At 63.1% G+C, this 22,301-nt stretch carries 17 protein-coding genes and 1 rRNA gene; 6 read left to right on the forward strand and 12 right to left on the reverse strand.

Annotated features, from left to right (window positions below):
- Positions 1-71: 71 nt before the first annotated feature.
- From AC1AXT_RS08325 to AC1AXT_RS08350, 6 genes are all read right to left on the reverse strand, one after another.
- The gene (locus AC1AXT_RS08325) at positions 72-806 is read right to left on the reverse strand and encodes an HAD family hydrolase (RefSeq protein WP_476542073.1); all 735 of its coding nucleotides are present in this window, start codon (positions 804-806) and stop codon (positions 72-74) included.
- Between the two features lie 37 nt (positions 807-843).
- Positions 844-1,674: an HAD family hydrolase gene (locus AC1AXT_RS08330; RefSeq protein ID WP_476542074.1), complete on the reverse strand. Its 831-nt coding sequence runs from the start codon at positions 1,672-1,674 to the stop codon at positions 844-846.
- Positions 1,674-2,441 (reverse strand): TraX family protein, encoded by a 768-nt coding sequence (locus tag AC1AXT_RS08335; RefSeq protein WP_476542075.1) that lies wholly within the window; start codon positions 2,439-2,441, stop codon positions 1,674-1,676. Before AC1AXT_RS08335 ends, AC1AXT_RS08330 begins: the two co-directional genes overlap by 1 nt.
- 160 nt (positions 2,442-2,601) lie before the next feature.
- Positions 2,602-3,513: a sugar ABC transporter permease gene (locus tag AC1AXT_RS08340; protein ID WP_476542111.1), complete on the reverse strand. Its 912-nt coding sequence runs from the start codon at positions 3,511-3,513 to the stop codon at positions 2,602-2,604.
- A gap of 53 nt (positions 3,514-3,566) precedes the next feature.
- A complete protein-coding gene (locus tag AC1AXT_RS08345; RefSeq protein WP_476542077.1) occupies positions 3,567-4,994 on the reverse strand; it encodes a carbohydrate ABC transporter permease in 1,428 nt (475 codons plus the stop codon).
- A 229-nt stretch (positions 4,995-5,223) separates the two neighbouring features.
- A complete protein-coding gene (locus AC1AXT_RS08350) occupies positions 5,224-6,492 on the reverse strand; it encodes an extracellular solute-binding protein (RefSeq protein ID WP_476542079.1) in 1,269 nt (422 codons plus the stop codon).
- Between the two features lie 470 nt (positions 6,493-6,962).
- Here AC1AXT_RS08350 and AC1AXT_RS08355 point away from each other — a divergent pair, with 470 nt between their 5' ends.
- Both AC1AXT_RS08355 and malQ read left to right on the forward strand, forming a co-directional pair.
- Complete coding sequence (locus tag AC1AXT_RS08355) at positions 6,963-8,639, forward strand: alpha-amylase family glycosyl hydrolase (RefSeq protein ID WP_476542081.1); 1,677 nt, start codon at positions 6,963-6,965, stop codon at positions 8,637-8,639.
- A 233-nt stretch (positions 8,640-8,872) separates the two neighbouring features.
- Positions 8,873-11,071 carry a 4-alpha-glucanotransferase gene (malQ, locus tag AC1AXT_RS08360; protein WP_476542083.1) on the forward strand — a complete coding sequence of 733 codons (2,199 nt, stop codon included), beginning with the start codon at positions 8,873-8,875 and terminating at the stop codon, positions 11,069-11,071.
- A gap of 389 nt (positions 11,072-11,460) precedes the next feature.
- Here the strand turns inward: malQ and AC1AXT_RS08365 are convergent, their stop codons facing one another.
- From AC1AXT_RS08365 to AC1AXT_RS08375, 3 genes are all read right to left on the reverse strand, one after another.
- A complete protein-coding gene (locus AC1AXT_RS08365; protein WP_476542085.1) occupies positions 11,461-12,057 on the reverse strand; it encodes a DUF624 domain-containing protein in 597 nt (198 codons plus the stop codon).
- Between the two features lie 327 nt (positions 12,058-12,384).
- Complete coding sequence (locus AC1AXT_RS08370) at positions 12,385-13,224, reverse strand: carbohydrate ABC transporter permease (RefSeq protein WP_476542087.1); 840 nt, start codon at positions 13,222-13,224, stop codon at positions 12,385-12,387.
- On the reverse strand, positions 13,221-14,075 hold the full coding sequence (locus tag AC1AXT_RS08375) for a carbohydrate ABC transporter permease (protein WP_476542089.1): 855 nt from the start codon (positions 14,073-14,075) through the stop codon (positions 13,221-13,223). Before AC1AXT_RS08375 ends, AC1AXT_RS08370 begins: the two co-directional genes overlap by 4 nt.
- A 353-nt stretch (positions 14,076-14,428) precedes the next feature.
- Here AC1AXT_RS08375 and AC1AXT_RS08380 point away from each other — a divergent pair, with 353 nt between their 5' ends.
- Positions 14,429-15,445 (forward strand): LacI family DNA-binding transcriptional regulator, encoded by a 1,017-nt coding sequence (locus AC1AXT_RS08380; RefSeq protein ID WP_476542091.1) that lies wholly within the window; start codon positions 14,429-14,431, stop codon positions 15,443-15,445.
- A gap of 196 nt (positions 15,446-15,641) precedes the next feature.
- Here AC1AXT_RS08380 and AC1AXT_RS08385 read toward each other — a convergent pair whose 3' ends face one another.
- The gene (locus tag AC1AXT_RS08385) at positions 15,642-16,973 is read right to left on the reverse strand and encodes an ABC transporter substrate-binding protein (RefSeq protein ID WP_476542092.1); all 1,332 of its coding nucleotides are present in this window, start codon (positions 16,971-16,973) and stop codon (positions 15,642-15,644) included.
- Positions 16,974-17,426: 453 nt separating this feature from the next.
- Here AC1AXT_RS08385 and AC1AXT_RS08390 point away from each other — a divergent pair, with 453 nt between their 5' ends.
- Complete coding sequence (locus tag AC1AXT_RS08390) at positions 17,427-19,283, forward strand: glycoside hydrolase family 13 protein (protein ID WP_476542094.1); 1,857 nt, start codon at positions 17,427-17,429, stop codon at positions 19,281-19,283.
- A gap of 118 nt (positions 19,284-19,401) precedes the next feature.
- Here the strand turns inward: AC1AXT_RS08390 and AC1AXT_RS08395 are convergent, their stop codons facing one another.
- A complete protein-coding gene (locus AC1AXT_RS08395; protein WP_476542095.1) occupies positions 19,402-20,133 on the reverse strand; it encodes a histidine phosphatase family protein in 732 nt (243 codons plus the stop codon).
- A gap of 219 nt (positions 20,134-20,352) precedes the next feature.
- On the opposite strand from AC1AXT_RS08395, the gene AC1AXT_RS08400 reads away from it, so the two are divergent.
- Complete coding sequence (locus AC1AXT_RS08400) at positions 20,353-20,763, forward strand: DUF4235 domain-containing protein (protein WP_476542097.1); 411 nt, start codon at positions 20,353-20,355, stop codon at positions 20,761-20,763.
- Between the two features lie 66 nt (positions 20,764-20,829).
- Entirely contained in the window at positions 20,830-21,612 is a 783-nt protein-coding gene (locus AC1AXT_RS08405) for a nitroreductase family protein (RefSeq protein ID WP_476542099.1), read from the forward strand.
- Positions 21,613-21,916: 304 nt separating this feature from the next.
- Here AC1AXT_RS08405 and rrf read toward each other — a convergent pair.
- A 5S ribosomal RNA gene (rrf, locus tag AC1AXT_RS08410) occupies positions 21,917-22,033 on the reverse strand.
- Positions 22,034-22,301: the final 268 nt, after the last annotated feature.

Raw genomic sequence — 22,301 nt, forward strand, 5'->3', positions numbered from 1 at the left:
AAGAAAACTCCCGCAAAACCGGGCGTGCCGCGCGATTTTGTGGGAGAGAAAATAGGTTCCGGCTTTCCGCTTCAGCCGCGGGAATCAATATATTGAAAAAGATTTCCGTAATCAGGCCCGCGGAAGTACGCTTCAGCGAACGGCGCTTCGGCTTTGTCGGGCCAGGTGTCCAGGAAGAGCGCGCCGATGCGGGCGGCCGCGGCGCCCTCGATGTCGCAGCGCGGGTCGTTGCCGACCATCACCGCTTCGTCCGGCCCGCAGCCGGCCAGTTCCAGCGCCTGCCGGAAGATTTCCGCGGACGGCTTCGAGCGTCCGACTTCGCTGGAAATGAGGATGTGGTCGAACGCGTCCGCCAGTCCCAGCATTTGAAGTTCCGGCCTCGTATAGGCCGACTGGGCGTTGCTGACCAGCAGCACCTTGCGTCCGGACTTGCGCAGCTTCGCGAGCAGTTCCAGCGCCCCCGGGTACAGGCCGATGCGCTGCGTCGAAGCCTGCCGGAAGCGCCACGCCAGTTCCTCGGCGGCTTCGCGGGGATGCTCCAGCCCGGGAGGCAGCAACGTTTCGTAGATCGGCACGAGGTCGGCTTCGTAGTCGGGGATGTCGGCATGCGCCATCCGCTGCGCCGCCTCCTGCCGCGCGAAGTATTCCTTCAGCGCCGGCGGGGTCCAGCCATCGCCGCCCAGATCCCATACGCGGGCGGTCACTTCGCGCCACGGACGGGTGATCTCCTCGTTGGTTTCGATGTCCACGAGCGTTCCGTAGAGATCAAACAGCACGGCCTCTACCGGTCGTTTCGTGTGAAACATTGCTCCTCCTGTGCGGTCGACGGTACTGTCAGCAACATTAAAGCCGTTGCACGACTGCCGTCGTCCCCTCCTTGAGGATGAAATCCACAAGACTGCGGTAATCGCCGCCTGCGGACGACGTAATGGCGTTCCGTACGGCACGCTGCTGCCGCTCGACGATTTCGCGCTCGGCGTCGCGCTGGGCGACGCCGTTGCTGATGACGCGGATGACGTCGGGCTTGAGCAGCACCGCGTCGATGCCGGCTGCCTGCGCGCCGACGACATCGCACGTTTCGTCGTTGCTGACCATCAGCACGCGCTCTGCCGGCACCTGTTCGCGTTCGAGGATGCGGCCATAGATTTCCGCCGACGCCGTCGTGACGCCTTCGTCGCTGGAAATGACGACGCCATCGAAGAGCTCGGCAAGGCCAAGCTCTTCGATTTCGGGGCGCGTATAGCACGCCTGCGAGTTGGACAGCAGGATGATGCGCTTGCCGTGCCGCTTGAGCTGGCGCAGGCAGTCGAGCGCGCCGTCGACGACCGTAAGCTTGCGGGTAGCGGCCTTGCGGAACGTCCACGCGGCCCGTTTCGACATTTCGACGTTGCCTTCGATCCACAGATTGTCGAACAGCGCTTCGTAGGCTTCCAGCAGATCCTGCGTATCGTCGGCGCCCGCATCGGTGCCGTCGCGCCCGCACAGCGCCGCGAGCTTCGCCTTCGCCCGCTGGAACTGCGCCTTCAGCCGGTCGTTCGTCACGTAGTCGGCGCCGTCGTCGTACAGCGAGCGGCGCAGCGCCGTCCACGCCGATTCCTGCGTTTCGTCGACTTCGTGGTGGACGAGCGTGCCGTAGTAGTTGAACAGCACGAGATCGTACTGCTTGGCGTCCATCACCCCTTCACCGCCCATCCGATGAGCAGGAACACCGGGTAGACGGCGTAGAACGCCCACTTCGTCCACTTGTGGCGTTCGCCGTACTCGTTGTTGCGGTAGTGCAGCGCCACGACGCCGAGGGCCGGGATGACCATGAACATCGCCGACAGCATGCCGGCGGTGAGCATCATCGTGTTTTCCTTGCCGTCGAAATAGTAGTAGATGACGCACAGGCCCAGCGTGAGCACGCCGATGTTGATCAGCGCCTGCGCGCTGCCGATGTTGAACATCATGACCCACAGCAGGCCGACGAGGATGACGAGGACGGACAGCACGATGCGCACCGACTTCGAGTAGCGCTCCAGCGAATCGAGCAGCCAGAGCACGACGAGCGCGATGGCCAGGCCGAACACCGGGTTCTGGCTCGACCAGTCGATCGGCTTGCCATAGGTGACCATGTCGTAGGGCACTTCGCACACGCAGGCCAGGATGACCAGGCGCAGCAGGTAGAAGCCGGCATTCGACGTTTCGCGGAAACCGGTGTACAGGAACCAGGCGTACAGCGGGATCGACGCCCAGGAAATCGCTTCGCAGATGACGGCCGCGGTCAGCGCGGTCATGTTGTCGGCGCTGGGCTCGCCCACGAACAGCGGCACGATCGTCGTGCTGGCGATGGACATGAACAGCAGGATGTCGGCGAGCACCTTGAGCTTGAAGCGGCTCAGGCCCTTGCGCGCCGTCTTGCGGCCTTGCCGTTGTTGCAGGGAATAGCTGTATTCATCCATCCGTGGGTTCCTTTGCGTCCAGAGTGAAAGCCCCTCGGTACGTAGCGTATCAAACGTTTGCAAACCCCCGCCACCCCCGCCCCAAACCCACACAATATACAGAAGGTCCCCCTCCGCTAGGAGGGGGACCTTGAGGAATGCCGAACGGCCACCATCAGGATCAGCCCTTGACGGAACCGCCCATCGACTCCTGGTAGAAGCGCTGCATCACGATGAACAGGATGGCGATCGGGATCGAGATCACGACCGCGGCCGCCGCGAAGCGGGCGAACCAGTTCTGGATGTATTCCTTCTGCAGCATCTGCCACAGGCCGAGCGCTGCCGTGTAGTTGGTCTGCGTACGGCAGATGACCTTGGCCATGACGAAGTCGAGCCACGGGGTCAGGAAGCCGATGATGGCCTGGTACACGATCATCGGGCGGCAGATCGGGATGATGATCTTGAAGAAGATCTGCAGGCGCGAGCAGCCGTCGAGCATGGCGGCCTCGTCAAGCGACTTCGGGATCGTGTCCATGAAGCCCTTCATGACGTAGAAGCCTGCGCCGGTACCTGCCGAGTACACGAGGATCAGCGCGATGATCGTGACGTTGTCGGAGGTCAGGCCCACTGCCTTCAGGATGAAGTAGATGGCGACGACCGACATGATGCCCGGGAACATGCCCAGCACCAGCACGATGTTCATGAAGCCCTTGCGCCCGCGGAACCGCAGGCGGCTCATGCAGTAGGCGACCGAGAGGACGAAGAACAGCGAGATGATGCACACGAAGATGGCGATGATCAGCGTGTTCAGGAACATGCGCGGGAAGTCAAGCACGTTGCGCTGCGTGAACAGCTTGACGTAGTTGTCCAGCGAGTACTGCTCCGGGAAGAACGTCTTCGTGTACGGGGCCGGATTGGCGTTGAAGCTTTCCAGCACCACCCACACGATCGGGACGAGCCAGATGATGGCCAGCAGCGCCAGGAACACGTGGGCGACGATATCGCCCGCAACGCGGCGCTTCTTCTGGTCCTTGAAGAAGCCCTGGCGTTCCGGCTTGGCCGCTTCGACGGTGCCCGCGCCGGACTGCGCCATCGCGGAGCCCTGCGCCGACGTGGCGGACGGGCTGGCGGAATTGACCTGCGAACTCACTGGAATCCCTCCTCATTCTTGTACGAACCGCTGGAGCGGTAGGTAGCGAGCGACACGATGGCAAGGACGATGAACGTCATGATGCCGATGACGGCGCCAAGGTTGTAGTCGTTCTTGTCGACGGTGAGCTTGTAGAGCCACGTGATGAGCAAGTCGGTCTTGCCGGCCGAATCGCCTACCGGTGTCGGGGCGCCCTGCGTCAACAGGTAGATGACGTTGAAGTTGTTGACGTTGCCGGTGAACGTCGTAATCAGGTACGGCGTGAGCACGAAGAAGATGTACGGCATGGTGATCTTGCAGAACGTCTGCCACCAGTTGGCGCCGTCGATCTTCGCGGCTTCGTAGAGCTCGGCCGGAATGTTCTGCAGGATGCCGGTGATCTGCATGATCGTGTACGGAATGCCGATCCACAGGTTGATGACGATGACCGTCACGCGGGCCCAGTTGGCGTCCGTCAGGAACGGCAGCGGGCCGTCGATCCAGCCCCAGCTTTCCAGCAGTCGGTTGATGGCGCCCTGCTGCTTGAGCATCTGGCTCATGATCAGCAGCGACACGAACTGCGGCACGGCGATGGACATCGAGAAGCAGGCGCGCCAGAAGCCCTTCGCGCGCGTCGTCTTGCGGTTGATGATCATCGATAGGAACATGCCGAGGAAGAAGTTCAGGAACGTCGCGAAGATGGCCCAGATCAGCGTCCAGCCGAGGACCGAGCAGAACAGGCGCGCCGAAACGGTCGAGCCCGAGTTGGAGAAGACCTGCTTGAAGGCTTCGAAGCCGGTCCAGTGGAACAGCGTCAGGTGGTTGTGGTCGTAGTTGGTGAACGCCATCGAGATCATGAAGATCAGCGGCAGCACCGTGAAGATCAGGATGCCGAGCGTCGGCAGCGACATCAGCGTCAGCCATGCGCGGCCGTTGGCCAGCTGGCTGAGGTCTTCCTTGAACGTCATCGCGTGGCCGTTGTTGGCGGCGGCTTCGCACTGCGCCTTGTAGGCGGAGCGGATCGACATGATCCACCACAGCACGAACACGATCATGAAGACGATGGTAGCGACGCCGTAGAGCAGGATGACGACGGAGTTGTCGCCCGGATCGTAGGCGACGATGAAGCCGTCGGCGTCCTTGACCTCGTGGGGGCCGACCTTGCCGAGGCTGGGCAGCATCGACAGGTTGTGGGCGCCCGAGAAGATCATGAACAGGATGAAGCCGACTTCGCCGGCGAGCAGCAGCAGACCCTTGACGATCTGCTTGTGGACGAGGTTGCCGAGGCCGAAGACGACGATGGACAGCTTGGTCCAGATGTCACCCTTGGCGAGGGCATTCCTCAACGTGTACGGCGAGGGGGCAATGTAGTCGGGCCCGTACTTCTTTTTCTTCTTGTGGGCCTTCTTTTGCCGTTCGCCGGGGGAAAGGGTCGCAGTAGTCATTGGTACCCCTAACCGCCTCTCTTAAAGCTTTCGGACAGTGGAACGGAGCGCATGCCAGGGCGGCGAAACCCGGACATGCAAAAGGCAGATATTAACCGAATCTGCCTATGCGGGCGGCGCATGGAGGAAACATTCGCCACATTTCCTCATGCGCCGCTGGTTGGTGCGAGGGCGCGTGCCGGCATTGCACTGGTTTGCGCCCTCATCGCCTTATGGTGTTGTTTTCAGCTCAGTCCTGATAGGTCTTCAGGGCGTCGTTGAGCTGGTTCTGCCAATCGGTGGTCTTCTCGGCAGCGTTGGACGCGGTCACATCGCCGTTCACGATGCCTTCGCCCATGGCCTGGCACGGATCCCACCACACGCTCATCGCGCCGATGGTCGGCTGGACGATGGAGGTGTTCTCGATGGTGTCCATCTGGGCCTGCACGGACGGGTCATCGCTCATGCCGCTCAGGTCGGTCAGGGTCTTGTCGGTCGGGATGATCGAACGCATCTCCCAGTGCTTGGTCTGGGCTTCGGTGGAGCCGAGGTAGGCGGCGAACTGGGCCGCGGCCTTGGCGTTCTTGGCGTTCGGGTTGTAGCCAACGGCCTTGGAGCCGGCGAAGGCCTTCATCTGGACATCCTTGCCGTCCAGCGTGAAGGTCGGCAGCTGCACGGCGCCGTAGTTGTCGCCGAGGGCGGCCTTGACGTCAGCGGAGCTCCAGGAGCCGGAGAAGTAGACGTCGGCGTCGCCGCTCTTGAGGGCAGCCAGGCCGGAGGAGCCGTCATCGTTGGTGAAGTTGGCGTTTTCCTTGAGGGACACGAGGTACTCGGTCACCTTGGCAGCGTTGTCGCCCAGGTTGATGCCGTCCTTGACATCGGTGCCCTGGTCGCCGAAGAAGGAGGCGCCGTCACCGGCGTAGAAGGCCGGCATGTACCAGGAGTTGTTCAGCGGGAAGGTCACCTTGGCCTTCTCGAGGATCGTGTCGAGGTTCTTCACGTCGCTGTCGGACAGCTTGGACTTGTTGTAGTACATGAACCAGGTGTTGCCGGTGTACGGCACGCCGTAGAGCTTGCCGTCGGTGCCGGTAACCGAGTCGATCATCGACTGCGAGTTCTGTTCCTTGACCTGCTCGGCGGAAGAATCCGGCAGGGAGCCGATTGCGTTGTTGTCAATCAGCGTGCCCAGCTGGTCGTTCGCGAACATGTAGACGTCCGCGGCGGCAGTCGGGTCGGTCTTGACCTGGGTGGCCACGTCGCCTTCGGAGACGACGTCGTTCTTCCAGGTGATCTTGTATTCCGGATGGGCCTTCTCGAAGGCTTCCTCCATCGTGCCGAGCCAGTCGCCGTTGTCCTTCGACTGGTCTTCGGACGGAGCCCACACGCTCAGCGTGACATCCGTGACTTCCGTGGAAGTAGAGGAGCTGCTGCTGCTGGAGTTGTCGCTACCGCAGGCGGCCACCGGGATCAGCATGGCACATGCTGCACCGATTCCAACTACTTTCTTCCAATTGATCATCTTTGATCGCCTTTCTTTCCTCATCTATACCACTTCAACGCCGTAGCATGGCCGGCAGCGTGCAACCGTGCGCCGTCCATGCTGCAAGCCCGTTGTCGGACTTGCAACGTTTCAGTACCTTGCAATGTACACCCAATCTGCAAACGTTATCAAGCTTCGGCATGTTCTTTTCTCAAAACCCGGAACGGTTTTGCAGCAAAGACATCATCCGTCGGGCCGTTTTTGCATTGGCCTCGACATCAACGCGCCGTAAGCGCAATTGACTTTCGCCGGCTATCGGGTTCAATTGAAAACGTTGCCACGAGGACGCGAGCCTGGCACATGGCTCCAGTCCACATAGTGACATCGGCGCTGTGCGCCACGGGGGCATCCGCCCTGCGCAACCGCACCCTGCGCCCGTTCGTTTCCATGCGCCCGCATTCCCGCGGCCCCAGCCGCGGCACAGGAAAGAGGGAGGTCCACGAAAGACCATGTCCACCAATCCCCATGCACAGCAAGCCGCAGCCACTGCAACCAATGCAACAGCCCCTCGCGCCTCTTGGCTCGCCAACGCGGTGTTCTATCAGGTGTTTCCCGCCAGTTTCTCGGATTCCAACGGCGACGGCATTGGCGACATTCCGGGCATCATCGAACGCCTGGACTATCTTGCAGATCTTGGCGTGAACGCGTTGTGGCTGAACCCCTGTTACGATTCCCCCTTCCGAGACGCGGGCTATGACGTACGCAACTACCTTCGCGTGGCACAACGCTATGGCAACAATGAGGATTTGCAAAACCTTTTTCACCAAGCGCAAGAACGCTCGATGCACGTCATCCTCGATCTGGTGCCGGGCCACACGAGCAGCGAACACCCCTGGTTCGTCCAGAGTTCCCTCGCGCAACCCAATGAATATTCCCAGCGTTTCATCTGGACCGACAGCTGGATTTCCGGCGGCGACGGGCTGCCGTTCGTCGGCGGCGAGGCCGACCGCGACGGCGCGTTCATCACGAACTTCTTCGCGTTCCAGCCGGCGCTGAACTACGGTTTCGCCCACCCCCAGCGCAGCTGGGAGAAGCCGGCCCTGGGCCCGGACGCGCTGCAAACGTGCGACGCGATGCTCGACGTCATGCGCTTCTGGCTGTCGCTGGGCGCCAGCGGCTTCCGCGTCGACATGGCCGACAGCCTCGTCAAGCGCGACGACGACGGCAAGCCGTACACCATCGCCACCTGGCAGCATATGTTCCGCCAGATCCGCGAGGAGTTCCCCGACGCCGTGTTCGTGTCCGAATGGGGGCGCCCCGACGAATCGTTCCAGGCCGGCTTCGACATGGACTTCTACCTCGACTGGCGCTGGGACGGCGTCCCGAACGGCTACAACATGCTGCTGCGCAACACGTCCACCCCGCTGGAGCACGAGGGCGACCAGAGCTACTTCAACGCCGACAGCGGCACCGGCATCGCGCCGTTCCTCGCCGAATACGAGCCGCGCCTGGCCGCCGCCGAGCAAGCCGGCCGCTATTTCGACCTGATTACCTGCAACCACGACACGGCCCGCGTCGCGCCGCGCCTGAGCCCGCGCGAAATCAAGGTCGCCTACGCCACGATGTTCACGATGCCGGGCGTCCCGTTCCTCTACTACGGCGACGAAATCGGCATGCGCTACCGGGAGCTGCCCACGAAGGAAGGCGCCTATACCCGCACCGGCAGCCGCACGCCGATGCAGTGGAGCGCCGCGCCCGACGCCGGCTTCTCGGTCGCGGCTCCCGACCAGCTGTACCTGCCGGTCGACCCGGCCGCCGACGCGCCGAACGTCGCCGAGCAGCGGCGCGACCCCGAATCGCTGTGGACTGCGGTCCACGACGTCATCGAGATTCGCCGCGCGCACGCCGCGCTGGCTCCCGGCGCCGCGTTCCGCGCCGTCTTCGGCGCCGACGACGCCCGTACGTTCGCGTTCGTGCGCGAAGGCGGCGGCGAACGCATCGTCGCCGCCGCCAATCCGTCGCGCGAAGCGGAAACGCACGATCTGGGCGACGCCGGCGCCAGCGGCGTGCGCACGGCGCTGCAGGCCGCGCAGTGGGAGCCGCTGTTCATGATCGGCGACGCCGCGCTGGAAGGCACCGTGCTCACGATGGGCCCGCAGAGCTACGCCGCGTTCATTCAGCGTTAGCATTTCCCAAGATTGCAAACGTGGGCGGTTTTTTCGTGCGCAAACGGAACGCCGCCCAACAATCTTGGGCCATTTTCCTAGGGAAACCGGCGTTTTGCGGTAATTGCAAACGATAGCATTTTGCGGTACAGTCGAAGGGAAGACGCCCCGGAGCTCAAACGATGCGAGCTGCGCCGTGCGCCAAGGATTATTCATGAAGCGGCCCTGAGCGTGCCGCTTGAAGGAGAGCAACGATGCCCGAAAACACTACCGCATTGCCTGCCGCCGGCCGCACCGAGGAATCGGCGGAACGGCTCGCGCGACCGCTGATCCAGCTCGCCAAGTCGTGGGGGGTGGCGACCTCGTACATCGACCAGCTCGGCACGTATGTGGAGATCCGCGACGAAGTGCTCGTCACGGTGCTGCAGGCGCTGGGCGTCGACGCCAGCGATGACGAGAAGATCGACGCGGCGCTCAAGGCGATCCGCGCCAGCATGCACGAGCAGCTGGTGCCGCCCACCGTCGTCAAGTTCATCGGCAAAACGGCGCCGGTGGAAATCCGCACATTCCACGGCGAGCCGGAACTGTCGCTGACGCTGGAAAACGGCGAGCGCGTCGCCGACGTGGCCACGCTTGCCACCGCGCAGTTCGCTACGCGCGACGATGACGTCGAAGTCTACAATCTTGTTGTTTCCGACGATATCCCGACCGGCTACCATACGCTGCATGTACGCGACGGCGAGCGCGAGACCGATGCGACGCTCATCGCCGCCCCCGCCCGCATTCCGGTGCCACCGGCGGTGGCAGAACGCCACCGCTGGGGCTGGATGGCGCAGATGTATTCGGTCCGCTCGCCGCAGTCCTGGGGCGTGGGCGACTATGCCGACCTGAAGACGCTGGCCGAAGGCGCGGCCAAGTCCGGCGCCGACTTCATGCTGATCAACCCGATCCATGCCACGGCGCCGCTGACGCCGCTGGAACCCTCGCCGTATCTGCCGGAATCGCGTCGCTTCCTCAACGTCACCTACATCCGTCCCGAAGCCATCCCGGAATACGAGGAGCTGCCGGAAGCGGACAAGCAGCAGGTGGCGCAGCTGCACGAAACGGTCGCGGCCGCCAACGCCACGCCCGATCCAATCGACATCAACGCGGCGTGGGACGCGAAGCGCAAGGCGCTGCAGCTGATCTTCGCGCAGCCGCGCAGCCCCGAACGCGAAGCCGAATTCGATGCGTTCAAGAAGGAAGCCGGCGAGGACCTCGAGGCGTTCGCGCTGTGGTCGGTCGCCTTCGAGGTGTGGGGCGCGCCGTGGCAGGCCGAGAACGACTGGTTCCATACGGCCACGCGCGGCACCGAGGCGATCGAGGCGCTCAAGCAGGAGCATTCGGAGCTGTTCGAGTTCTCGTGCTGGCTGCAGTGGATCGCCGACCAGCAGGTGGCGCAGGCGCAGCAGGCCGCGAAGGACAGCGGCATGGAGCTGGGCCTCATGCAGGACATGGCCGTCGGCGTGCATACCTACGGCTCGGACGTGTGGTGGAGCCCCGAACGCTTCGCCATCGGCACCGTCACCGTCGGCTGCCCGCCGGACTTCTACAACCAGCAGGGCCAGGATTGGGGCCAGCCGCCGTTCAACCCCAACTTCATGGAGGCCACCGGCTACCAGGTGTACCGCGAGATGGTGCACAACATGTTCGCCCATGCCGGCGCCATCCGCATCGACCACGTGCTCGGACTGTTCCGCCTGTGGTGGATCCCGGCCGGCAAGGGCGCGAAGAACGGCGCCTACGTGGCCTACAACTATGAGGCGATGCTCGCGGTGCTGACCATCGAGGCGGTGCGCGCCGGCGGCATGGTCATCGGCGAGGACCTCGGCACCGTTCCGGCGTACGTCGCGAAGGTGCTGGCCGACCACGGCGTGCTGGGCGCGACCGTCGAATGGTTCGCGCGCGTCGACAATTCCGGCGACGTCAACGACCCGTACATGCCGCCGCAGGACTACCGCGAATACTCGCTGGCGTCGGTGACGACGCACGACCTGCCGCCGACGGCCGGCTACCTGCAGTTTGAGCAGGTCAAGCTGCGCGACGAGCTGGGGCTGCTGAGCGAACCGGTCGAGGAGTTCCAGAAGGCCTGCGAAACCGAACAGCGCCGCATGCTCGAGCTGCTCGTGTCAGGCGGCTGGCTGGCGCAGGAGGCAGCCGACTACGTGCCGGGCCATGTGCAGGAGATCGTCGAGGCGATGCACCGCATGCTCAAGGACTCCCCCGCACTGCTGCTGCAGGCAGCGCTGGTCGACGGCACCGGCGAAACGCGCACGCAGAACCAGCCGGGCACGTCCTCGGAGTACTGCAACTGGCGCGTGCCGCTGGCCGACGAGCACGGCGACGTCGTGTATGCCGGCGACGTGTTCGACCTGCCGCGCGTCAAGGCGCTGGCGGCGATCATGAACGCCTAGGAGACTTTCCTCATCCCAGCCGTTGGCGGTCGGCACGCCGGCCAACGGCAAGGCCCCAGCCAGAACGATCTGGCCGGGGCCTTTTCTTGTGTTCGGTTCCTCTGCGCCCAGCGTGTTGAGGAACCGGAACCACGACAGCGCGGTTTTTCCGGGTCGGGTTCCTCCAGGAACGGCGTGTTGAGGAACCCGACACAAAATGACCTGGATTTCATGGGTCGGGTTCCTCCCATGACGGCGTGTCGAGGAACCGGAACCAAAATGGCCCGGATTTCATGGGTCGGGTTCCTCCCCGCCCGGCGTGTTGAGGAACCGGAACCAAGAAAACCGGGATTTCATGGGTTGGGTTCCTCTGGGGACGGCGTGTTGAGGAACTCGAGCTGGGAGAAAAGCTACATGTGCTTGCGGAAGACGTATTCCTGGATTGGCACGTGCAGCGTCAGCACGCTGCCGTAGCCGAGGACGATCAGCAGGAACAGGCCGCCGGGCATGTAGATCCATGCGGCCACGATCAGCGCGATGAACGCCACGTCGATGGCGGCGAGCGCCAGCGTGGCCCAGATGTAGCTGACGCCGAAAATGAACGCATTGACGAACGTGCGTCCCGCCGTATTCTCGAAGCGGGCTTCGAGGGCGAACGTCCACTCGAAGCCGATGGCCCACACCAGCGTCAGCGCGATCTTCGGCACCATCAGCGGCGTAATCTGCAGCGCGATCCACGAATAGGCCAGCGCGGCGCCCGACAACAGGTAGACGAGCCATAGCACGGTGGCATGGCCGAAGCTTTCCTTGAACGCCTTGAAGTAGGCGCGCGTCAGGTGGCCTTCCGAGTTGTGCATCTTGCGCACGGCCGTCTGGCCGGCGACCAGCGCAGCCCCGGCTGTGACGATGGGGATGCTGGTGACGAGCATCAGGATGTTGATGTAGATGGCGTCGGTCAGGTTCGTCCAAGCGGTCATGAACTTGGAATCGGCGGACAGGAATTTCATGGACACCTCGTTTGTTGGCTTCGGCCGTCTTGCAGCACCTAGCGTATCGCATCCGGCCCGCATGCAGCCTAGGGCGGCCCGTGAACACGGTCCGGGAATCCGGACTGCGGACCCCAGCTTCCCGCACATACACGGGGGATACGTTCTTTTTCTCGTTGATGGACGTTCGTCTCGGCTCTGAACCGCATCCCGGGGAGGAGGCCCCGGCATGCGCCCATCCCCGGAAAACAAAACGGGGCGCCGGTTGTGCCAGCAGCCCCGTTTTGCCAGAGAGAAGAGAGAATGGAAGAGAGTTGTTCAGTTATTGTTCAGTTATGCTGGGCCCGGTCAGCCCTTCACCGCGCCGGCCATGACACCCTTGACGATGTACTTCTGGCACAGCAGGTAGAAGATGATGATCGGGATGATGGCGAGCACGAGGCAGGCCATCATGGCGCCCATGTCCACCGAACCGTAGCCGCCCTTCAGGTACTGGATGGCGACCGAAATCGTCTTGTACTTGTTGAGGTCGAGCGTCAGGTACGGCAGGAGGTAGTCGTTCCAGATCCACATCGCCTGAAGGATGGCGACGGAGATGATGGAGGGCCGCATGATCGGCACGACGATCTGGAAGAAGATGCGCGGCACCGAAGCGCCGTCGATCATGGCGGATTCTTCAAGCGACTCCGGGATGCCCTTGACCACGCCGGTGAAGATGAACACCGCCAGGCCGGCGCCGAAGCCGAGGTAGATGAGGCACAGGCCCCACGGGGTATTGAGGTCCAGGCGATCGGCGAGCCAGGAGAGCGTGAACATCAGCATCTGGAACGGCACGATCATGTTGAACAGGAACAGCGTGTAGAGCAGCTTGGCCACCCAGTTGTTCACGCGCACGATCCACCAGGCGCACATCGAGGTGCACAGCAGGATCAGGACCACGGAGCCGACGGTGATCAGCAGCGTCCAGCCAAAGCTGGCGAAGAAGTTCGTCGTCTCAATGCCGCGGGTGTAGTTGTCGAGGCCCACGAAGGTCTCGCCCACCGGGAAGGAGAACGTGTCGGTGCTGATGTACACCTTCGACTTGAAGGAGTTGATGATGACCAGGAAGATCGGGAAGACCCAGGCGATGGACAGCGCCGAGAAGAACAGCGTCCACAGCAGGCCATGCTTCGGCTTATCGGTGTTCACGCTGCGACCTCCTTTGAAGTGGTGAGCTTGTTCTGCAGCAGGGCGACGATGGCGACCAGGATGAAGAACAGCACTGCCTTCGCCTGGCCAACGCCTTCATAGCCGACCTTGGAGTAGAACGTGTTGGTGATGTTGAGCGCCAGGCCTTCCGACATGCGCGACGGGGCGCCGTTGGTGAGGGCCAGGTTCTGGTCGTAGAGCTTGAAGCCGTTGGTGACGGTCAGGAACGAGCAGACGGTGATGGACGGCATCATCAGCGGGATGATGACCTTGAACATCGTCTGGCGGCCATTGGCGCCATCGACGGCGGCCGCCTCGAGCACGTCGGTCGGCAGCGACTGCATGCCGGCGATGTAGATGATCATCATGTAGCCGATTTGCTGCCAGCACACGAGGATGACCAGGCCCCAGAAGCCATAGGTTTCGCTATAGGTCAGCGACTTCGCCCAGTGGGAGAGGACGCCGTTGAGCAGCAGCATCCAGATGTAGCCGAGGATGATGCCGCCGATCAGGTTCGGCATGAAGAACACCGAACGGAACAGGTTGGAGCCGCGGATGCCCTTCGTCAGGAGGTATGCAACCGCGAACGCGATGACGTTGATGATGATCGTCGTGACGATCGTCAGCAGCGTCGAGAAGCCCAGCGCGTGCAGGAACGTCGAGTCCGACAGCGCCTTCTTGTAATTGGATAAACCGACCCATTTCGCATTGGTCACCGTCGAGAACTTGCAGAAGCTCAGGTAGACGCCGTAAACAAACGGCACGATGAAACCGATAATGAATGCTGCGAACGTCGGAAGCACAAACAGCGCCCACCAGCGGCGAATCGCCTTACCGGCCATGCTGATCATAGTTCGCCCACTTTCTTTCCTTCAATATTCAAGACCCACGCACCACGGCAGCGTGCCTGCATGGTTGAATGTGTTGGTGACGGCCCTGCGATAGTGCCGGACGTTTGCCAGGCGCCATTGCCGAACCTTCTAGGCCTTAAGAGTATCAACGCATTGGAGCAATGTCAAACGTTGTCATTTTTTGCGTGTTGACCCGCGTGTTGCAATATTTGTTTCTGCGTCGTTTTGCCCTATAATGATTGAAAGTAAGCCATTTGTGAGGATTCAAAACTCTTTTGCAAACGTTTGTGAAAGGGGCTTCACAACAAACGTTTGCAATATACTAGAACTTCAACGATGAAGAGGTCACCCTTATGAACACGAGCATTCAAGATGTTGCGCGTGCGGCACAGGTCTCCATTTCCACCGTTTCGCGTTCCTTCACGCGACCGGAACTGGTTTCGAAGGCCACGCGCGACAAGGTCCTTCGCGTCGCCGACGAGTTGAACTTCTCGACGTCGCGCTCCGCAGCCGCCCTGAAGACGGGCCGCTCCATGCGCATTGCGCTGCTAATGAGCGACCATATCCGCCGCTGGTTCGGCGCGTCGGTCATCGAAGGCCTCAACGAGGTCCTCGGCGCCGAAGGCTACGATCTGTCGATTTTCCAGATTTCCAGCGTCGAGGAACGCAAGGAGTTCTTCAGCATGCTGCCGGTGCGCCGCAACGCCGACGCCGTCATCGTCGAATCGTTCGACACCGAGCCGGAGGAAATCGCCGAGCTCGCCACGATCGGCGTGCCGATCGTCGGCATCAACTCGGTGCTGCCGCAGGAACGCGGCTTCACCGGCGCCATCAACATCGACGACCCGCAGGGCTCGGTGCTCGCCGCGCGGCACCTGATCAACCTCAACCACCGCCGCATCGCCTACGTGCGCACCGCGCGCAACGTTTCGGTGCACTTCAGCGTCCAGCAGCGTTTCGACGCGTTCATGGCCTGCTGCGCCGAAGCCGGCATCGAACCGACCGTCATCACGGCCGGCGAGGGCCGCGACCGCATCAGCCGCGTCGTCACCGAACTGCTGAGCATGGACGACCTGCCGACCGCCGTCGCCTGCCAGGAAGACGGCATCGCCATCCCGCTGATGTTCCAGCTGATGCGCAACGGCTTCTCGATTCCGGGCGACATTTCCGTCATCGGCTACGACAACAGCTCGTTCGCCCACGATCTGGGGCTGACCACGATTGCGCAGGACCCGGTCGAGATGGCGCGCACCGCCGCGCACATGACGCTGGACCTCATCTCCGGCGAGCAGCCTGAGAAGCTGTTCATCGTCGAGCCGGCGCGCCTGTGCGTCCGTTCCAGCACCGGCCCCGCCCGCCTCGTCGGCTAACCGGAACGTTCCAGCGTTACAGGAACACAAGATTCCCAGGCCAACGGCAACACCGCAAGCCGCCCCATCAGGAAGGCCCCGCCTAGAGCGGGGCCTTCCTGTATGTGCTGCATCCGAATACGAAAAAGCCCCCGCGCGAGGCGGGGGCGGAAGTAGTGCCGCGGCGGCCCGATCAGCTCAGGCCGTCAGGCGAGGATCACTCGTTGGCTTCCTTGTACTGGGTGGCCCAGTTGTCGACGAAGGCCTTGACGACGTCATCCCAGCTGCCGGTGCCCTGGGCGTAGGCAAGCATCGCCTGGCCGAGGTCGTCCTTGTACTCTTCAGACGGCATCATCGAGAAGTCCCAAGCGACCTGGGTGAGGTCCTTGTTCTGGATCGAGGCGTTGGCGTCCTTGATCAGCGGGTTGTCGGTCTCGACGTCGTTGAAGGTGGAGAACGGCGTGGTGAAGCCCATCGTCTCGGAGAGGGCCTTCTTGCCGGTGTCGGAGGTGATGACCCACTCCAGGAACTTCTCGGAAGCCTTCTGGTCGGCGTCCGAAGCCTGGGAGTTGATGCACCAGTAGTTCTCGGAGCCGGTGGCGAGGCCTTCGGTCGCGTCGTCGACGCCGATGTAGATCGGGATCATGCCGATGGAGTCAGCCTTCATGCCGGCCTTCTCGAGGTCGGACCAGGCCCAGGTGCCGTTCTGGTAGAACACGGCCTTGCCCAGCGCGAATTCGGAGCTGGCGTCGTCACCGGTCTTGGAGCTCAGCTGCGAGGCAGCGGTCGTGGAGTCGGTGATGTACAGGTCGAAGATGTTCTTGAAGTTGTCCATGTACATGTCCTTGATGGACGACGGCTCAGTGGTGACGTTGTCCTTCTTGAACTGGTAGTACAGCGGGATGTTGGCGAGGTGCGTCTTGAAGCGCCAGTCGGAGGAGGAATCGAAGCCGGCAGAGGTGAACGCGCCGTCCACGCCGAGGTCGGCCTTCTTCGCCTGGATGTCGTCGGCAACTTCCTTGAGCTTGTCGAAGCTGTTGAGATCGTCGATCGAGGAGATCTTGGCGCCGTCGGTGGCGATGTACTTGTTCAGGATGTCCTTGTTGTAGATGATGCCGTAGGATTCGATGACGTACGGCACGCCGGCGACTTCATCGCCGTTCTTCAGGGCCAGCGACTGGTCGTTGAGGTCCTTGTAGATGGTGGTGTTGGACAGGTCCGCGCAGTAGTCCTTCCAGGAGGCAAGGCCGACCGGGCCATTGACCTGGAAGATCGTCGGGGCTTCGCTCTTGGCGAGTTCCGACTTCAGCGTCTGCTCGTAGGTGCCCGAAGCAGCGGTCTGCACCTTGACCTTCACGCCGGTTTCCTTCTCGTATTCCGAGGCGAGGGTGGTCCACTCGTCCGCGGTCTCCGGCTTGAAGTTCAGGAAGTACACGCTGCCTTCGCTATCAGAGCTGGAGTTGTCGGAGCCGCAAGCGGCAAGCGACGTAACGGACATGGCGGCGACGGCCACGAGGCCCAGTGCTGTTTTTACATTACGATTCATCATCGAACCTTTCTTCATAAACATCGAATACGATGTCAGCGCCTGTGCGCTAGCAAGAAGCTGCTTTCCTCATAACTTCTTTACTCACTCATTATGCACGAACCTCGCCGGAAATGCAAACGTAATCAGAAAATGAGTGAAATTTTGTCACAAGAACTGCGCTTAAGCGCTTAAGATTCGGCGTTTTTCAACGCTTCCAGCGTAGTCAACCATTTTGCAAGCGTTTGCTGAAATGGCTGCAAACGCTTGAAGCAGCTCCGTTCCGGCGTTCCCTAGGGAGCCCCTTGCAGCCATCGCCGGCTGCTGCCCCGCACTTGCGGAGCGTCATGCCTCTCCGCGAGTCGCGCAATCGGGCTCCAAGCGTGTCGCGAGCCGCTGCCGTCGCTGTAGCATCGGAGATATACGGCCAATCTCTGGCGGGGTCAGCGAACTACAGGAACAGAAAAGGGGCTTTTCATGACCGCTAACAATACGCACGCCGACTGGTGGAAGCAGGCGGTGGTCTATCAGGTATACCCACGCAGCTTCCGCGACTTGAACGGCGATGGCCTCGGCGATATCGCCGGCATCACCGAACGCGTCGGATACCTCAAGTCCCTAGGCGTTGATGCCATCTGGCTGTCCCCCTTTTATCCGTCCGACCTCGCTGACGGCGGCTACGACGTCATCGACTACCGCAATGTCGATCCGCGCCTAGGCACGCTCGACGATTTCGACGCCCTCGTCGCTGCCGCGCATGCAGCCGGAATGAAGATCATCATCGATATCGTTCCGAACCACACGTCCTACCATCATACTTGGTTCCAGGAGGCGCTGAAAGCCGGCCGCGGTTCGGCCACCCGCGAGCGCTACATCTTCCGCGAGGGCCGAGGCGAGCAGGGCGAGCTGCCGCCGAACGACTGGGAGTCGCTGTTCGGCGGCTCGGCATGGCAGCGCGTCGACGACGGCCAGTGGTACCTGCACCTGTTCACGCCCGAGCAGCCGGACCTGAACTGGAACCATCCGGACGTCCACGAGGACTTCAAGAACACGCTGCGCTTCTGGTCCGACCACGGCGCCGACGGCTTCCGCATCGACGTCGCGCACGGCCTGGCGAAGGACCTCGACTCGCGCCCGCTCGAGGAGCTCGACGCCTACTCGGTGTTCGACACATCGAATCCGGACGGCACGCATCCGCTGTGGGACCGCGCCGAGGTCCACGACATCTACCGCGAATGGAACGAGGTGTTCAACGAGTACGATCCGCCGCGCTTCGCCGTCGGCGAGGCCTGGGTCATGCCTGAGCACCAGCATCTGTACGCGCGCGAAGACGAGCTCGGCCAGGTCTTCAACTTCGAGTTCGCCAAGACAGACTGGAACGCGCCCGGCTTCCGCGCCGCCATCACCGAGGGGCTTCAGTCGGCCGACGAGTCCGGCTCGACGACGACATGGGTGATGAGCAACCACGACGTCGTGCGCCACGCCACCCGCTACGGGCTGCCGCAGGCCGCCTGCCGCGAGTACCACCGCCTCGCCAACGACTGGCTGCTGCGCAACGGCACCACCTACATCGAGGACCGCGAGGCCGGCAACCGCCGCGCCCGCGCCGCCATCATGATGGAGCTCGGGCTGCCCGGCTCCGTCTACGTCTACCAGGGCGAGGAGCTGGGGCTGCCGGAAGTGGCGACGATTCCGTGGGACCGCCTGGAGGACCCGGTAGCCCGCAACACCGACCATGCCGGCGCCGAAAAGGGCCGCGACGGCTGCCGTGTGCCGCTGCCGTGGGATTCGTCTGACGAACCGTCGCCGGCTGACTGGGATCCGCAGTTCGGCACCGGCGCCTCGTTCGGCTTCTCCGGCCCGTCCGTCGACGCTACCGACACCGCCGACACCAGCAATTCCGCTTCCGACACCAATAGCGCTGGCAATGCAGAAGCTGCCGCCCCGGCAGCCCCTGCAGCCGACGGCACGACCCCGGACCCGCATCTGCCTCAGCCGCTGTGGTACCGCTCCTACTGCGCCGACGTCGAGGACGCCGACCCGGATTCGATGCTCAACCTCTACCGCCGTGCCATCGCGCTGCGCCAGTCGGCGCTGACCTCGACGCGCAGCACCGAGTTCACGTGGGCGGCTCCCGGCGCGTTCGGCGACCAGAGCGCCGACGTCATCGCCTATTCGCGCCCGCTCGACGACGAAAACGGCGACCGCTTCGCCTGCATCGTCAACTTCGGCGAACGGCCGGTAACGCTGCCGAACGGCGAGATCATCCTCAAGTCCTCCCCGTTTGACGGCTACGAGCTGCCGCAGGACACCGCCGCCTGGATGCGCATCTAGCGGCACGCAATCTCCCGCAAACGCAACAGCCCGGCGCCTATCAAGACGCCGGGCTGCAGTTTTCTCCGAAGCCGCCCCTTCCCCGCCTAGGCGCCGCAAGGGGCTCCCGGAAATCGCCTTAGCAGTTCCACGCTTCGATGACCGGCTCGCCCTTGTACATGCCGAGCACCGAATAGTGCGCGGTATCGAGCTTGAGATGCTTGGCGAACGCCGGCTCCACGCCCAGCCACTGCGTCGTCAGGATCCGCAGGATGTGTGCATGGGCGACGAACAGCACGTCCACTCCGGTCGCCAGCGTCGGCATCACCGCCTCGATTGCCCTGCGGGCGCGGGCTGCCGCGTCGTCCAGCGATTCGCCGGCGCCGTTGACGACGTGGATTACGGTGCCGTCCGGCAGCGCGACGTCGCGTTCGCCGGACATTGCCGCAGGCAACGCGGTGGGACCGTCCGCCCACACGTCCCACGCGAAGCCGGCCCCGGCCTGAATCTCCTGCCGCGTACGGCCCTCGGCGCGGCCGTAATCCCATTCCTTGATCGCTTCGGTCGGCCGGTTGTCGCCGAAGCCGGCCAGCGCGGCGGTGCTGCGGGCCCGCTGCAGCACGCTGACGTGCACGTTCGCCGGCTCGAATCCGTCCGGGAACGCGGCGCGCAGCCGTTCGCCGGCCGCCACTGCCTGCCGCTCCCCCTCGCTGGTGAGCGGAATGTCACTCCACCCGGTGTGCTGTCCGGAAACGCTCCATGCCGTCTGCCCGTGCCGCAGCAGCACGAGCCGCCCCCAGCCTCCGCGGTGCAGCTCGCTTTGGTCGGCTTGCGCGGCGCTTGCGTATTCGTTGGGTTCCGTAGCGGTCATTTCGATCTGCTCCCTTCAGCGGCTTCGCTTCTCGGCATACGTTGCGGCATTGTCCTCCGCCAGTCTCAATCTTCCCTGAAAGAGGCGTTCGGCGCGGCGTTCGTTAAGAGTACCGACGTTACCCGAGATTATTCCTTCCCACCAACTTTCGTCCAAACGGCATCCGCCATCCGCGGTACAAAGGCGCCGCGCAGCTCCAACTCGCCTACACTGGAGGATATGAGTACGAAGTCTTCTGCGAGCGGCGCCAAGGCGGCCGCAACCGAAAGCAAGCTTGCCGGCACCGCCGACACCGTCGTCGAGCAGCTTGACAAAGTCAACGAGAAGGTAACGAAGCTGCGCAACGACCGCGCCAGCGATCCGGAAACGGCCGGCGACAAGGTCGTCAAGGCCGCGCTGCCGGCGCTGTCGGGAGCGGTGGCCGGCAAAGCGTTCCAGCTGGGATGGAACGCGATCATGAAGAAGATCCACCCGTCGCCCGACGACGACGCGAAGGACCGCCAGCAGGGGCTGCTGATGAGCATGCTGTTCGCAGCGCTGTCGGCGGCGTTCTGCACCGCCATTACGTCGCTGTCGACGAAGGGTTCGAACGCGCTGGTCAGGCATTGGGAAGCGAAACGCAGCAAATAAACCCCAGGATTTTTCCCCGCAGCACTTCGCGGCATAAGCTTTCGAAAGGGGATGGAAAGGAACATTATGGTGGACGATTTTACGAGCAACGAAACGATGAAGGTACTGCTGGGACGCCGTTCCGTCCGCTCCTTCAGCGACCGCAAGATTGACGGCGCCATTATCGACGCAATGGAATCGGCAGCGCAGCGCGCGGCGTCGAGCCAGTACCTCAATGACTGGTCGGCAATCCGCATCGAGGATCCGGAGCTCAAGGCCGAACTCGCCAAGATCGGTGGCCAGGCCTACATCGCGCAGGCGCCGCTGCTGTACGTGTTCGTGCTGGACGAGTATCGCAATGCCGTCATCGCGCAGAGCAAAGGCGTCGATATCTACTCCGATGCGTTCACGCTGCGCGACAGCTACCGGTTCTCGCAGGCGCAGAACGATACGGTGCTCGCGCTGCATGCCATGGAGACCGCGGCCGAGTCGTTCGGGCTGGGATGCGTGATCCTCGGCTCGATCCTTGCCGATATCCCCAGGCTCATCGAGCTGCTCAACCTGCCGGAATACACGTATCCGGTGCTGGGCCTCGCGCTCGGGTACCCGGCTCCGTGGAACGAGGAGCTCAAGCCGCGCATGGCCCGCGAAGACCAGTTCTTCGTCAATGGCTATGATGTCGACCCCGAGCGCATCCTCGAGCACGTCAAGACGTTCGACGAGCAAGTGCACCAGTACTACGACGAGCGCGACACCAGCCGCCCGGTCGATCCGTTCAGCGACCAGGTCGCCGAAAAGGCCGTCGCCACCAACGTCCTGAACCAGGCCCTCACCCACGCCAAGCCCCAAGGCTTCCACCTAGACCGCTAACCCATCCCCGTCGCCCCCCCCCGCTGGCGGGGGCCGGAGAGCGCGAGCGGAGCGAAGCGCGATCCGGGGGGTGGTCCCGCGCCGCCAGCGCGGGCAGCCAGCCCCGCACGCGACAAGGCCCCGGATGCGAAACAAGCCCCGGATACGGGAAAGCCCCCGCCAGGCATAGGCCTGCGGGGGCTTCATCCGGATAGGCTCCGGCGGGTATGCGAAAGGCCCCGGAACCATAACGGGTTCCAGGGGCCCGGGTATGCGGAAACCCCCGGGGGCTCTAAGCCTTTCCGGGGGTTTCCATAACGTGTAAACGCGGCGGCGTGCTACTCTCCCACATCCTCTCGGATGCAGTACCATCGCCGTGCCAGGCCTTAGCTTCCGGGTTCGGAATGGGGCCGGGCGTATCGCCTGGGCCATGGCCGCCGCGAAATCCTGATGCGGAACACGCGCCCCCGAGGGGCGGGTTCCGGGTGTCCGGTTTGGGAACCGGATGGTGGACGCGTAGAAGAATGGGATCGGTCTTGCAGTGATTGCCGGCTGGTTCCGGTGGAACCCGCTGGCGTGACCCAGTGCCGTTCTGGCCCTTGAAAAGGGCTGGTTGCACGGGAGTCATAGTGTTGGTTGCGGTTCGGCCGTTAGTACCGGTCAGCTCCACCCCTCGCGGGGCTTCCACGTCCGGCCTATCCACCACATGG

The organism is Bifidobacterium sp. LH_450 (assembly GCF_056356715.1).

Bases quoted from the DNA above. Each gene is read 5' to 3' on its own strand.
- AC1AXT_RS08350 (WP_476542079.1), bottom strand. From the start codon at position 6,492: ATGATCAATTGGAAGAAAGTAGTTGGAATCGGTGCAGCATGTGCCATG.
- AC1AXT_RS08375 (WP_476542089.1), bottom strand. From the start codon at position 14,075: ATGATCAGCATGGCCGGTAAGGCGATTCGCCGCTGGTGGGCGCTGTTT.
- AC1AXT_RS08390 (WP_476542094.1), top strand. From the start codon at position 17,427: ATGACCGCTAACAATACGCACGCCGACTGGTGGAAGCAGGCGGTGGTC.
- AC1AXT_RS08330 (WP_476542074.1), bottom strand. From the start codon at position 1,674: ATGGACGCCAAGCAGTACGATCTCGTGCTGTTCAACTACTACGGCACG.
- AC1AXT_RS08405 (WP_476542099.1), top strand. From the start codon at position 20,830: ATGGTGGACGATTTTACGAGCAACGAAACGATGAAGGTACTGCTGGGA.
- AC1AXT_RS08355 (WP_476542081.1), top strand. From the start codon at position 6,963: ATGTCCACCAATCCCCATGCACAGCAAGCCGCAGCCACTGCAACCAAT.
- AC1AXT_RS08365 (WP_476542085.1), bottom strand. From the start codon at position 12,057: ATGAAATTCCTGTCCGCCGATTCCAAGTTCATGACCGCTTGGACGAAC.
- malQ (WP_476542083.1), top strand. From the start codon at position 8,873: ATGCCCGAAAACACTACCGCATTGCCTGCCGCCGGCCGCACCGAGGAA.
- AC1AXT_RS08395 (WP_476542095.1), bottom strand. From the start codon at position 20,133: ATGACCGCTACGGAACCCAACGAATACGCAAGCGCCGCGCAAGCCGAC.
- AC1AXT_RS08385 (WP_476542092.1), bottom strand. From the start codon at position 16,973: ATGATGAATCGTAATGTAAAAACAGCACTGGGCCTCGTGGCCGTCGCC.
- AC1AXT_RS08340 (WP_476542111.1), bottom strand. From the start codon at position 3,513: ATGGCGCAGTCCGGCGCGGGCACCGTCGAAGCGGCCAAGCCGGAACGC.
- AC1AXT_RS08400 (WP_476542097.1), top strand. From the start codon at position 20,353: ATGAGTACGAAGTCTTCTGCGAGCGGCGCCAAGGCGGCCGCAACCGAA.
- AC1AXT_RS08345 (WP_476542077.1), bottom strand. From the start codon at position 4,994: ATGACTACTGCGACCCTTTCCCCCGGCGAACGGCAAAAGAAGGCCCAC.
- AC1AXT_RS08335 (WP_476542075.1), bottom strand. From the start codon at position 2,441: ATGGATGAATACAGCTATTCCCTGCAACAACGGCAAGGCCGCAAGACG.
- AC1AXT_RS08325 (WP_476542073.1), bottom strand. From the start codon at position 806: ATGTTTCACACGAAACGACCGGTAGAGGCCGTGCTGTTTGATCTCTAC.
- AC1AXT_RS08380 (WP_476542091.1), top strand. From the start codon at position 14,429: ATGAACACGAGCATTCAAGATGTTGCGCGTGCGGCACAGGTCTCCATT.